This is a genomic window from Shinella sp. GW835-FHT14H05 (assembly GCF_058793575.1).
The window spans coordinates 763,677-776,660 of sequence record NZ_JBXAFY010000002.1 but is presented as its reverse complement, the minus strand read 5'-3'; the positions used below and the strand labels follow the sequence as shown (position 1 = coordinate 776,660).

Annotated in this window: 9 protein-coding genes; 1 reads left to right on the top strand and 8 read right to left on the bottom strand. The window is 65.5% G+C overall.

Annotated features, from left to right (window positions below; translation table 11 throughout):
- Nucleotide 1 precedes the first annotated feature (1 nt).
- From AC1Q6Z_RS10995 to AC1Q6Z_RS10980, 4 genes are read right to left on the bottom strand one after another with little or no spacing between them, the layout of a single operon-like run.
- The gene (locus tag AC1Q6Z_RS10995) at nt 2-1,291 is read right to left on the bottom strand and encodes a glucoamylase family protein (protein ID WP_256115226.1); all 1,290 of its coding nucleotides are present in this window, start codon (nt 1,289-1,291) and stop codon (nt 2-4) included.
- Nucleotides 1,292-1,323: 32 nt separating this feature from the next.
- Complete coding sequence (locus AC1Q6Z_RS10990) at nt 1,324-2,001, bottom strand: ROK family protein (protein WP_492647859.1); 678 nt, start codon at nt 1,999-2,001, stop codon at nt 1,324-1,326.
- A gap of 14 nt (nt 2,002-2,015) precedes the next feature.
- Nucleotides 2,016-3,017, bottom strand: a complete 1,002-nt coding sequence (gene gnd / locus AC1Q6Z_RS10985; protein WP_492647799.1) for a phosphogluconate dehydrogenase (NAD(+)-dependent, decarboxylating) — start codon at nt 3,015-3,017, stop codon at nt 2,016-2,018.
- A gap of 51 nt (nt 3,018-3,068) precedes the next feature.
- Nucleotides 3,069-5,483 (bottom strand): glucan 1,4-alpha-glucosidase, encoded by a 2,415-nt coding sequence (locus tag AC1Q6Z_RS10980; protein ID WP_492647798.1) that lies wholly within the window; start codon nt 5,481-5,483, stop codon nt 3,069-3,071.
- Nucleotides 5,484-5,637: 154 nt separating this feature from the next.
- Between AC1Q6Z_RS10980 and AC1Q6Z_RS10975 the strand changes: the two genes are divergently transcribed.
- The gene (locus tag AC1Q6Z_RS10975; RefSeq protein WP_256115223.1) at nt 5,638-5,988 is read left to right on the top strand and encodes an ethanolamine utilization protein; all 351 of its coding nucleotides are present in this window, start codon (nt 5,638-5,640) and stop codon (nt 5,986-5,988) included.
- A gap of 6 nt (nt 5,989-5,994) precedes the next feature.
- On the opposite strand, the gene AC1Q6Z_RS10970 is transcribed toward AC1Q6Z_RS10975, so the two are convergent.
- From AC1Q6Z_RS10970 to AC1Q6Z_RS10955, 4 genes are read right to left on the bottom strand one after another with little or no spacing between them, the layout of a single operon-like run.
- Complete coding sequence (locus AC1Q6Z_RS10970; RefSeq protein WP_492647797.1) at nt 5,995-6,831, bottom strand: sugar phosphate isomerase/epimerase family protein; 837 nt, start codon at nt 6,829-6,831, stop codon at nt 5,995-5,997.
- Nucleotides 6,828-8,123: a DUF6005 family protein gene (locus AC1Q6Z_RS10965; protein WP_492647796.1), complete on the bottom strand. Its 1,296-nt coding sequence runs from the start codon at nt 8,121-8,123 to the stop codon at nt 6,828-6,830. The genes AC1Q6Z_RS10970 and AC1Q6Z_RS10965 overlap by 4 nt, the downstream gene beginning before the upstream one ends.
- Nucleotides 8,120-11,107 (bottom strand): IucA/IucC family protein, encoded by a 2,988-nt coding sequence (locus AC1Q6Z_RS10960; RefSeq protein ID WP_492647795.1) that lies wholly within the window; start codon nt 11,105-11,107, stop codon nt 8,120-8,122. Before AC1Q6Z_RS10960 ends, AC1Q6Z_RS10965 begins: the two co-directional genes overlap by 4 nt.
- A complete protein-coding gene (locus AC1Q6Z_RS10955; protein ID WP_492647794.1) occupies nt 11,091-12,878 on the bottom strand; it encodes an IucA/IucC family protein in 1,788 nt (595 codons plus the stop codon). The genes AC1Q6Z_RS10960 and AC1Q6Z_RS10955 overlap by 17 nt, the downstream gene beginning before the upstream one ends.
- Between the last annotated feature and the right edge of the window lie 106 nt (nt 12,879-12,984).

Genomic DNA, 12,984 nt, shown 5'->3' with positions numbered 1-12,984 from the left:
TCTATAACCACCCGCCCTTGAACCCGGCCCGCGCGAGGCCGTCACGCACATATGTGCAACGCCGCATGATTTCCCAGATCAGCCCCGTGCGGTGATTTTCGATCGTCATCGCGAGCAGGCCCTGGTCGAGCCCGTACCAGCCTTCCGAAAGCCACCCCTCCGGACCGCAGCGCAGCGTTGGGTTGAAGCCGCTGGAAAACCGGTCCTCGCGGCAGACCTGCGGATAGGTTTCGAGGAGATGGCGGGTGCCGGCGAGCGCGGCAGCGGGGGCAAAGGGCAGCGTTGCCAGCATCGCCCAGGGCGAGATCGTGCCGTCATCCGGGCCATAAGGCACGCCGCGCGACATGTAGCCGTAGAACCGGCGGTCCCTGCCGCTCTGGCGCAAGGCCGGCACCGATGGGCCATCGCCCGCCGTCACACCCCAGAAATCGCGGCAATAGCCCGCGAATTCGTAGGGATTGCGCTCGCCATAGTCGCGATGGATGGCGATCGTTCTTTTGGTGTTTTCGAAATAGTCGCTGTTCTTCTCGCGCATGAAGGTATCGCGGATACCGCGAAAATCGATCCAGGCATGCGAAAAGAGATGCGTGAAGAGCGGGCCGGAATACAGCACGTTCCGGTCCATGAGGTTCTCCCACTGATAGGTCAGGCTCCATGTCTCGTAGCACTCTGACGTCAGCGGGAAGGTCGGGGAACCAAACCCCAGGACATACAGGATCAGCGCCTCGTTGTAGCCTTCCCAGCCATAGTGGAGAAATCCGCATTCGGGTTTCCAGCCCTGCGAGAGGCCGGCGGTTCCGTTCTGCGCCCAATGCCAGTCGACACGACGGTAAAGCGCGTCGGCATGGTCGCGGATCTCGCTTTCCTCGGTGTTGCCGCCGTCGAAATAGCCCCCTGCCACGAGGATGCCCGCCATCAGCAGTGCGCTATCGACTAGCGACAGTTCGCATTGCCAGACGCGCTTGCCCGTCCTCATGTCGAGAAAGTGGTAGTAGAAACCCTTGTAGCCGGTGGCGTCGGGCGCCTCGCTTTGCGTGCTTAGGGAAAAGAACCGCAGCACCTTGAGCGTGCGGGCGGCCGCCTCGGCGCGCGACATCCACCCGTTCCGCACGGCGACGGGATAACAGGACAGCGCGAAGCCGACGACGGCGATGCTGCAGGGCGATCCCGGGCGGGATGTGTCCGCGACGAGACCGGTATCCTCGTCGGCATAGTCGATCAGGTAGGAAAAGGCCGCGCGCTGAAGCCGGGTGACCAGTGCCTCGTCCGAAAGTAACCTCACGCCGTCCATAAAGCCGTCCTGAAAATGAAGAGTAAAAACCGTTACACGCGCAGGGAAGGGTCCTTCCAGATCCGGAAACCGCCGGTGAAGGCACGGGTGTTGTCGCCACGCAGGCAATTTGGCGGAAGATCAGGGAGATGCTCGACATTGCCGCCGCCGATGACGATATAACCGGGCAACAGAGCGGCCCGCAGGCGCTCCGTTACGGCGAACACCGCTTTGCGCCATTTCTTCTTGCCGCGCTTTTCCAATGCCGGCTCGCCGACATGGTCCTCGAAGGTCTTCCCGTTTTTATAGGGCAGATGGCCGACCTCCATCGCATGGCAGACGTTTTCGATGATCATCGCGGTGCCAAGCCCAGTGCCCAGGCCGAGAAAAAGCATGCGACCGCCCTCGTAGCTGCCGATCGCCTGCATCAGGGCATCGTTGACGACCTTGGCCGGCTTGCCGAAGCCCTTTGCGAAATCGTGGCCCGCCCAGCCGGCGCCCAGATGCATCGGATCTTTGAGAGGTCTGTTGTCCGCGACCGGTCCCGGATAGCCGATGGAGACCACGTCATAGGACCATCCCTCGGCAAGGGATTTTACCGCCTCCACCATCTGGACCGCGGTCATGGCGGCGCCCGATTCGACACGCCGCTCCTCATCTCCGACGCTGGTCCTGATCTTCACATGCGATCCGCCGACGTCGATCGACAGAACGATCGGATCTTCGGTCATCTCCGGCAATGCGATCAATCCTTCTTCTTCTCGACATGGCCGCCGAAGGCGAAGCGCATGGCGGACAGGAGCTTGTCGGCGAATTCGGATTCGCCTTGCGAACTGAAGCGATCGAAAAGCGCCGAAGAGAGCACCGGCGCTGGCACGCCCGTGTCGATTGCCGCTTTCAGCGTCCAGCGGCCCTCGCCGGAATCCGAGACGCGTCCGCCGAATTTGGCAAGCGCCGGGTCTTCCTTCAGGACGCCCGCCGTCAGGTCGAGCAGCCATGAACCGATCACGCTGCCATGCCGCCATACTTCCGTGACGGCGGCGAGGTCGATGTCGAACTGATAATATTCCGGGTTCTTGAGCGGGCTCGTCTCCGCGTCTGCCTCGCGCTTGCGCTTGCCGGCATTGGCGGCTTTGAGGATGTTGAGGCCTTCGGCATAGGCCGCCATCATGCCGTATTCGATGCCGTTGTGGATCATCTTGACGAAGTGGCCGGCGCCGCTCGGTCCGCAATGCAGATAGCCGGAGGCAGCAGTGCCCGCCGAGGGCGCCGTGCCATCCTCCGCGCCGGGGGCAAGGCTCGCGAAGATGGGGTCCAGATGGCGCACCGCCGCCACCGGGCCGCCGATCATCAGGCAATAGCCGCGGTCGAGGCCCCAGACGCCGCCGCTGGTGCCGACGTCGACGAAGCTGATGTCCTTGGGTGCGAGCTTGCCGGCAATGTCGACGGCGTCCTGGTAGTGGGAGTTGCCGCCGTCGATGATGATGTCGCCGGGCTGCATCAGGCCCGCAACCTGGTCGGCGATCCTGCCGGTGATCGCGGCCGGCAGCATCAGCCACACGCAGGCGGGCTTGGAAAGCTTGGCAACGAAATCTTCCAGCGCGTTCGCGCCGGTCGCCCCCTCCGAAGCGAGTGCCGCGACGGCTGCCGGATTGATGTCGTAGACCACACATTCATGGCCGTCCTTCATCAATCGCCGCACCATGTTGGCGCCCATGCGTCCCAAACCCATCATGCCGATCTGCATAGCAACGTCCTTTCTGGAAGAGGTGGCGTGTCCGCCGGAGGCCTGTCTGTCTTAATCTGGCGCGATGATGATGGCGAAATTCATGCCCTCCCAGCGCCCCGTTTCGCCCCAGCGGAATGTGAATTCGACGCTGGCACCTTCCGCGAGCTCGGAGGAGGGGATTTCGACGACGTGGATGCCGAAGGCATTGCCGCTCGTCGCGCTGTCGTTCACGGTCGCCCAGCCATCCGCGCTCCAGCGGATGCTCGCGGCGGCCAGCAATTCGATCCGCAGCAGCTTGCCTTGAGGGATCGTGCGGATCTTGTTGTTGAAGCGCCAGGACCGGAAGGGCGCGATGGTCCTGTTCCGGATATAGCGTTCCGGCCCTTGCGGCGGCATGTCGAAAACCTTGCCGTCGCGAAGCGAGCGCAGGAGCTTGATATATTCCGCATGCGCCCAGACCAGTGGCATGGCGCTGCCGGAGGGGCCGCCGCGCCGCAATTCCCGCTCCGGCATGTCGGCGCCGTCCCACACCTGCTCCGGCAGCAGCCCGCCGGTGCCTGCCGATGCGGCGAAGGTCCCCAGTAGGTCCAGGGCCGATTGCGGGCGGCTAGCGGCGAGTTCGTAATGCGCCCGTTCGCCCGTCAGCAGCGGCCATGGTCTGCCCTGGCCCGTCCCGTCGAAGGGGTCGCCATTGGCATGCTCGCCGTAGCCGTCATCGGTGTAGCGATACCAGACCGGTCCTTGCGGAAGGTCGGCGCGAAGATGGGCGTCGATGACCGTCACGGTGTTGACCATCCGCGGGTCGTCCGCCGCCCGCAACCCGAAGCGAACCAGCGCCAGCGCATCGGGGCTGACGATCAGGTCGGGAGCCCGGTCGGTGTCGTCGGGCGGACGGTTCTTGATCGGCACGAAACCGTCCTTGGGAGAGGCGGCATCCGCGAGATCGGCCGGCGCGATGCGGACATAATAGCCGTCGACGCCGAGTTCGGCGCAGGTGCCGGTGCCGCGGACATAGGTCCATTTCTCGATCTGGTCGTTCCAGCAATCGGCGGTCTGCCGGGCGAAGTGCGCGGCCTCCCCCTTGCCGCAGGTTTCCAGAATGTCCGCGGCGGCGAGCAATGCGGCAATTTCGACGGCGAGCGTGAAGGGTGAATAGCCGCTGTCCTCTTCCCACCGGTCTTCGCCGGTGACCGGCCCGTTGCGGACGAGGTAGGCGGTGGCGCGTTCCACCATGGGCAGATAGGACGCCAGCGCTTCGCCCGAAAGGCAGCCCATGCGGTGCAACCCATCGGCAAGCAGCAGGGGGAAGCCGCACTCGTCCATCTGGATGCCGTCCCAGTAGGTCGTGCCGTCGAGCCAGGCGTTTTGCGGCCAGTGGCCGTCGGCTTCCTGTATGGTGCGCAGATAGGCCAGGATCTGGAGCGCATCGTCCGTCAGGCCGGCAGCCAGGAAGCCGCCCGCCGTTTCGACCAGGTCACGCGGCCAGACGAGATGGTAGCCGCCGAGGTCGTCGTCGCCCTTGCTGGAGCCCCAGGGGATCGAGAGGCTCGCGACGGCCGGCCCCGGAAAGCCGAGCGACCGGTGGGTGCCGAGCACGGCGGTGCTGGTGCGATAGAGGTTCGGGCCTTTGTGGCCAGGCCCGTCGAGCGACAAAAGCCCCTTCTGCCAGTCGCGCCATCCCGCCACATAGGCGGTTGCGGCACCGTCGTAGCCGTCGTTGAGGCTCGCAAGCGCGTTGTAGCCCGCTTCCTCCGGTGTTGGGCCGAAGGACAGGGCGATCACCGCGACGTCGTCATCCGCCGTAAAACCAATTTCGCCGGTCAGCGCGACATTCCCGTCCGTCGCGTTTTGGTATTGGGGACCGAGCCGTCCCGACGCCGAAAGGCGCCGCCAGCCATCCGAAACGCCGACATAGTCGGCAGAGGCCTCCCGCCACGGCAGGGAGCATGCGAGCGCGAGCGATTGTCCGCGACCGGATGCGAAGAGCATACGCACGCCCTTGTACGCGCCGATCCAGGCGGAATTGCCCATTCCCGCATTGACGAGATGCGGCGCCAGCAGCGCATAGACCCGGTAGTCTTCGGCCTTGCCCGCCAGCGGCGTGAAATGGATCTTTTGTAGCACGGTCGGCCGCTGCGGATCGACGAGAACGCGCTTTTCGATCCGGTAGGCGCCGTCGAGCGCGGTATTGGTCAGGTGGAAGGCAGGAACGCCATCCTGAAACCACGCGACATCATGCGAGGCGTGGCGCTTCTCCTCGGAGAAATAGCCATCGTCGCGCGTGACGATCAGGCCGAGATCGCGCGTGCAGGCATGGTCCAGCCGCGGATGATAGACTTCATTGAGGATGCCGTGGCTGACGGTGAACCAGGTGCGCGAAGCAGCCGAAAGGGCCGTGCCGACGCCGCTCTTCGCGCTGGACGTCCATCGGGCGGCAATCCCCGGCGCGCCCGGTGCCGGCGCCTCGCTGACGGGCTTCTCCAACGTTCCTCCACCCTTTGCCACCGCAACCTGACGGGCGGAGGTCTGGCAACCCGAGTTATGTCGCGTTTTCGCCGCGACGGCAACGGTGCTTGTGGCGATGGCCTTGGCGCGCTCGTCAACTGCACTACCTCCCAAGAGACAAAGGGAGAGAACGATGAAGGTTCAGAAGTTCAGTATTGCCGACGCGACCCTGGTTCGGTCGCCGGGACAGGATGCGGATATATTCGTCGGGAACCTGGTGGATGAGAGGCACGGCGGGCCGATCACCGTCGGCTATGGCCGCTACGCGCCCGGCCAGACACTCACCGAGACGATGGCCGTCGATGACGTCATGATCGTTCTGGAGGGGCGGCTTGCCGTTTCCACCGGTGCCGGCACGGTCACGGCGGGGCCGGGCGAGATCGTTTACATGCCCAAGGGCGAAGCGGTGACCATCACGACAGACGGCGAGGGCGCGCTCACCGCCTATGTGACATATCCGCATTGGGCGGAGGTGCACGAATAAGGTCTGCTAGCTTGCCCGCAATCTCAGGCCGGGAGCAGCAGTTTCGGCGAGCACCCGGCGGTCATGGCGCAGCACCTCCATGCAATCGGCGCCGAACCATTCCAGCGAGGCCTCGACGGCGTCGTCGCCCGAAATCTCCTCCAGGAAGGGCTGGTAGTCGACCGTGCCTTCGAAAAGCCGTGTCATGCCGTCGCGCCGGCCCGCTGGGGAATAGACATTGGCGGGCTCGAAGACCTCGAGGTCGTTGCGTGCGCGAATGTTCTTGAAGTGATAGTGGCGCACATGCGGGTGGATCGTGCGGTGGAAGGCGACGGGATCGTCGCCGCCCTCCCAGACATGCAAAGTATCGAAATTGATGCCGAAGGCGTCGTGGCCGACCTCCTCGATCAGCCGCAGCGTCGAGGCGCCGCAATCGGCGATCGTGCTCGGATGGGTCTCGGCCAGCAGCGACAGGCCGTGATCCACGGCGAGTGCCGAAAGCTCGCGAAGCCTTGTCGCAATCAGGCGGCGTTCGTCCTCGCTGGTCGCGGCACTGCCCTTGCTGCCGGCGAAGGTGCGGATCTTTCGTGCCTGCCAGCGGCGGGCGAGGCGGATGAGCGCGAACATGCGCCGGCGCAGCTCAACCGGATCGGCCTCCAGCGGCAGGTAGTCGCTGAGCATGGGCACGTTAAGTCCGAGCCCCGCCAGCCAGTCGCCGTCGCGGTCGGTGCGGTGTTCGAGGCTGCGGGCGTGCACGCCCCAGAGCTCGATGCCGTCAAAACCGTTGGTGCGGGCGAAGGCGGCGATCTCGTCGAGCGAGATCAGGTGGTGACGGAAGGTGATCGTGCAGAGCGAGAGTCTCATTGGGCCACCTTCAGGGCTTGGCGGTGAATATCGGCGGGAAAGCGCGCGGCGCGCCAGAGGTCGAAGATTTCGGCGAGCTTGTGCTTCAGCTTGAATTCCTGCGCGTCAGCCTCGTCGATGCGCTTGAGGACGGCGGCGGCGAGCGCCGGGTCGGCCGTCTGGCCGAGCTTCATGCAATCGTAATGCAGCGACTTCAGGAGCTGGATCAGAGTCTCGATCTCGTCGCACCATGGGTCGAATTCCGCCGCCGGCAGCTTCAGCGCGCGCCAGAAATAGGCGAAGCCGTGCTCATAGGCATATTTGCGGATGGTGATGATCGGCAGTTCGCGCACGGCGAGCGGCAGGTCGGCGAGCGTCAGCCCACTCTTTCCCGTGAGATGCGCGCGAACGATCTCGCGCAGGCGATCGGCAAGCGGGTTCGCATGCGGCTTGAAGCAGGCCTCGAAATAGTCGCGCACATCGGCGTCTTCCGGCGGCCGGGCCGCGCTGGAATCGAAAGCGTAGCCCCCGGCGGCCGTCGGCTGGCGCACGGCGTTGAGCACGGTGTCGCGGGCGATCTCGCCCTCCCAGCGGTAATCCGGGTCCAGCACGCGGAAGAGCGAGGGATCCTCGTGCTGCTCCAGCATCAGGAAGTGCGGGAAGGGGTTCTGGTTGAACTTGTTCTCGCGCTCCGGCAGGTGGAACATATCGAGCATCACCATGACGCTGCCGTCAGGTGGCCGGTTCTCGATGCGGTCCAGCAGGATCGCGATGTTTTCGTCCTTGGATTTCGCATGGTCGTACCAGTCCTCGACCGTGACGCCGTAGAGGCGTTCGTACCAGCGGTGGAAGAAATCCTGGGTGATGCCGGGGGCGTGGTAGAGGATCTGGTGGCGGTCGCTGACGGCGAACTCCGTGTCCCAGATGCCGAAATAATAGGGCCGGTGGTCGAGCCCGCGGCGTTTCAGGCCATCGCAGACGCAGCTCACAAAGCAATGGACCTTGATGTCGTAATCAAGCTCGCCATGCACGCCTTCGCCGGTGGTGATGCTCGGTGCGGCGGGCGCCGCACCGCGGGCGAGCAGGGCGGCGAGATCGGCGACGGTCGAAATATCCTGCCGGTTGATGATTTCTTCCGGCACGCTGACGCCGAATTCCAGTTCGAGGTTCAGGAAGATCTGCAGGACCAGCACGGAATCGAGATAGAGGTCCTCGTTGAGCCGGGCGTCCGGCGCGAAGGCCTGCATGTGCGGATGCGCCATGTGCTCGGCAAGCACCGTGCGGATGGCGGCGATGATATCGGCCTCGCTCATTCGGCGGCCTCCTTGTTCGGGGTGAATTCGCCGGCCGCAAAACGTGCCGCCACGTCGCGGCGGCTGATCTTGCCGTTCGCCTGGCGCGGCACGGCGGGCACCTGCAGGATTTCGGTCGGCAGCTGGTGGCCGGCGAGGCGCTCGGCGCACCAGGCGCGTACCGCATTCGGCGCCACCTCCTTGCTGGCGGAAAACAGCAGGCCGACCCGTTCGCCGGCAAAGCGGTCCTCGCGGCGGAAGGCGACGGCATCCGTGACATCGGGCATGACCATCACGGCATCCTCGACATCCTTCGGATAGACGTTGAGGCCCGACACGTTGATCATGTCGTCGAGGCGGGAGATGAAGACGAGCATGCCGTCCGCCCGGCGATAGCCGAGGTCGCGCGTCTCGATGCGCTTGCCGCCGCCTGCGACCACGATCTCGCCGGGCGCGTCGATGCCGGTGCCGGTCTCAAGGGCGAGATGCGGCAGCACATAGCCCATGTCGCCCGCGGCGGTGAGGTCCGGGTTGATGGCGATGCAGCCTGATTCCGAGCAGCCATATTGCTGGAACATATGCGTGGTCTTCGAGCGGATCGCCGTGAACCAGGCGTCGGGCAAGAGCGTGCCCGAGGTCATCAGCGCGTGCATCTTCTCCCCCTCCGGCGTCAGCCGCGCCAGCGTGTGCAGGATCGCGGGGGAGGAGTAGAGCAGCGGACGTTCGGTCTCGCGCAGGCGCCGCAGCAGGTATTTCGGGTTGGCCGTGTTGACGATGACGGGCGCCTGGCCGCGCTTGAGCGCAACCAGAATGCCGCAGATGAGGCCGTAGGAATGGGTGGTCGGGCAGGCGACAACCGGGGTCATGTCCTCGGGCTCGCGGAATGCGCGCACATAGGTCTCCACCTCGGCGTCGATCTCCGCCCAGCTTCGGGCGATGCATTTTGGCGCGCCTGTCGTGCCGGAGCTCATTTGCAGGAGCTGGCCTTCGGAGGTGACGGTGTCGGCGAGCCGCTCGGGCGTCACGCTGTTATAGTAGAGCCGGTCGCAGCCGGCATTCTGCGCCAGCTTCAGCGCGGCGGCATGGGGTGTGCCGGGATGGATCGGCAGCACGCTGCCGCCCCGGGCGCGGATGGCGAAGAACAGCGCCAGCCAGTCGGCCGTTTCCGGGAAGCAGACGGCGAGGCGGCCGATGGGTTCGCGGTCGAGCCCGGCAGCCTCCGCCATGGCGTCGACCAGGGTCTCGAACGCGCGGCGCTCATAGGCGCGGTCGTCGATATGCAGCATGAGGTCTCCTTTCCTCGCCCGGGCAGGGGCGAAGGGATTGGGAATGTCGTGGTGATATTCGGGCGCGGCGGCGAAGAGCTTTCGCGTGACGAGCGATTCCGCGCGGATGCTTGCCGCGGCGTGGCCAAGCCGGGCCTGCCGGGCGGAAAGGCCGTGTTCGGCGGCATAGGTTTCGAGCCGCCGGCCGATCTTGTCCCAGAGCGCGGCCTCGGGCGTGCCGAAAGCCGTATCGATCAGATGCGTGAGGTCGGTGAGGTTGTGGACGAAGAGCGTGTCCGTCACCAGCATGCGCAGCATGTCGAGCTGTTCGGTCCAGTAGAAGTCGTCGGGTTCGGCCGTCGCGTATTCCGCATCCATCGCCGGAAAATTCGGCTCTAGATGCGGCTCGCGCAGGAAATGCCGGGCATATTCCATGCTCTCGTGGAAGTCGCGAAGGATGAGGCGCACCGGCCATCCGTCGCGGTGAACGAGCAGCATGTTCTGCGCATGGGCCTCCACGGCGATGCCGTGGTTGACGAGCAGATGCCAGACCGGCAGCACGGCGACCTCGACCAGCCGTTCGAACCAGGCAGAAAGCCCGTATCGGGCAAGCCACGGCGCGATGAACGGCTTGCCATCGGCCTCGATGACGGCAAGCGCATTGAAGGGCACGATGGCCTCGCCGGGCGCAAGCGTCGCCTCCGCGCTGTCGCGCCAGATCGCCGCGATCTCGCCGGCGAGCGGCCCGTGCCGGTCGGCAATGAGGCCGGCATATTCCTTCAGGATCGTCAGCGGATATCGCTCCGCGAAGAGCGGATCGCCCGCGACGACGCGGCCGATCCAGTCCGAAATCACCGGCGCGGTGCAGACCGAATGTGGCGTCAGGATGCGGCGCGACGAGGTGTTGACGATGCCGAGCGAGAGTTTGACGCTTGCTCGGTGCGGCGCGTCGATATTGTGCAACGAGCGGATCGACTGGCTGGCGAGATAGCGGTCGCCGGCCGGCCCCAGCATGTACACGTCGCCCTTGCCCAGCCATTCGGCCAGGCGGTCGTCCTTCAGGTGCTGCCATTGCCAGGGATGGATGGGGACGAGGCCGAAACCCTCTTGCGAAAGCCCGAGGGTGGCGCGGCGCGCCTGGAGATCGCGGAACGTGTCCTCCCCCAGTTCCCGGCGCCAGAAGGCGTCCTCCGCTATCGGCAGGGCGTGGCGCAAGTGCTTGCGGGCGACGAGCAGCCAGAGGAGTTGGAAGGGCTGCGCCGCTTCCGGCCCGTAGGCGCGGTTGTCTTCGAAGGAAAAGCCGGCGCGCGCCTTGTAGCAGGGATGGTAGGGATGGCCCTCGTCCAGCGCCGCCTCGATGCCGGCGAAGGAGAGGCCGCGGCGGTCGCGGGCGGCGATGTTGGCCCGGTTCCAGCTGGCGAAGGAGACGGTCAGCTCCAGTTCCGACAGGAGTTTCTGGCGGTTGCGTTCCGGTCCGGGCAGGGCGCCGAGCAACACGGCCATGGAGGCGGGCATCCACGCGCCGTCGTCGCCGCGCATTTCGACCGATGCCGGTGCGATGCGCGGACGCCCGAAGGGACCGATGCGGCCGCGGCAACGGTAGTCTCGTCCGCCGAGCTGCCAGGCCAGCCGGCCCCCAGCATCATCGACCGTCACCAGCCGTTCGAAAATCAGCGCGGCGACAAGCTGGCGCAGCACGCGGTCGCGTGGTGCAGCCGGGTTCTCAAGAGGCAATGGCATGGACCTGCCTCTCGATTGCGGCCTGTTCGCCGTCCCACAGCGGATTGCTGATGCGGCGATAGAGCGAACTCGTATTGTGCGCCTGAAGCTCGTCGACGCCGAAGAGCCGTGCTCGCAGGTTTGCCTTGGAGGCGATGGTCGGCGCGTGGAGCAGGCTTTCGGCAAAGCGCCGCCCGGCGCCGGTCATGACCAGCGCGAGCGTTGCGAGCCGGCGGCGCAGCAGCGAAAGCAGCGCTTCCTCGTCCGCCAGCCCGTCGTGGCCCATGCGGCTGATGATGGAGAAAATCTGGTTGACGATGGCGTAATAGGCGAAGCGGTCGCGGATTTCGGCCTCGTCGAAATAGAGGCCATCAATGCGCTCCGTCTCGGGCACCAGGGCGGCAAGGGACGCGCGATGGCTTTCGGCGAGGTAGAAGCCCTGGTTGTCGCGGTAGTAGAAGGCGGAGGGAAAGCCGGTGGAAACGTCGACGAGGCTGTTCTGCTGGTGCGCTTCGAGCGCGATGCCGAAATCGTCGTAGAGGCGCAGAAGCGGTTCGAGCGCGTGATCGAGGTAGCGCTCGAACCAGATCGTGGCGACGCGGGACAGGCTTTGCGCCGTCGCGTCCGCCAGCCGGCGCACGATTTGCGAGAGAAGCGAGGCCCGGCCGGGCAGGGGGTCGGCGGTCAGCGCCGCGATCGTCGCGATGCCCCTGTCGCGGCCTTGCACGAACGGGTTTTCGCGCAGGATGATCTCGAAACCGCTCTCCTCGCGGCCCGGCACGTCGAGCGTGATATAGGCCGGATCCTGGATGATGCCGAACGTGCCGTAGCGTGCCGCGATGCCGGCCCGGTCGACCAGTTTGGCGATCGCCACGCCCGCCTCCAGCTCGTGCCGGCGGTTGATGCGCAACGAATTGGCGATGCGCACCGGAAGCGAGAATTTCAGCATCCAGGGGTGGTCCGGATTATAGATGGTGCGCACCGATGAGGTGGCGGAAAAAGCCGGTCCGAAGCTGCCCAGCGCCCGCAGACTGCCGCTTTCGATCAGCCCCTGGATATCCGCGTCGAGCATCAGCGCGTCGGCCTGGAGCGGATGCATGGGCACCAGGGTTTCGCCCGATCGCAGCCGCTCTTGCGCAAGACCGGCCGGAACCATCGAACGCACGATGGCCGCGGCCGTTTGCGCCCGCGCACTGTCCTGGCGCACGAGATGATCGGCGGCGGCAAAATAGGCCAGGCGAAAACGTCCGGAATATTCCGGCGCATAGGTTTCCTGCTGCCAGAAGGTCATGCCCTGGCGGCTTTTCGGCGTCGGGTGCAGCCAGTGGCCGTAGACGATGGACTGTTCGGCCTCCAGGAAGGTGAAGCGTTCGGCGGAAAGCGGCCGCGCGACCTCGATGTTCTCCGCCGTGTGCTGGTAGCTTTGCAGCACGCGCAGCATGAGGCCGAGTTCATAGGCCCGCGCGCTTTCGCGCTGGCTGCCCTCGAAAAGGCGGCAGGCATCCTGCACCAGCCAGGGCAGGGCGCTCATCGGTTCGACGCTGCGCCATTGCGGATCGGTCACCGGCCGGGTCCACAGCGTGCCGAAATGGCAGGGCCCGCAGGCCGAGCGCGAGGTGATCTCGGCGCGTAGGATGACGCGCGGCGCCGCCAGCGTCCACTCGATGCCCTCGACGGTACGGCCGTCGCCGTCGACATGGCGGACCGCCATGCCGGGATTGATTTCGCGCAGATAGCAGTTGGCAAAACTCTGGAAGGTTGCCCTTTCAGCGATCAACTGGGTGGTATGCATGCTTCACCTGGTCTGTTTACAGGATGGCCATGGCAAGAAGGGTGCCGGAAAGGTTCGTCGGCTAGGCAGGCGGCGCGGCAAGGCCCTGGGCGGTCGTGTGGGGAAC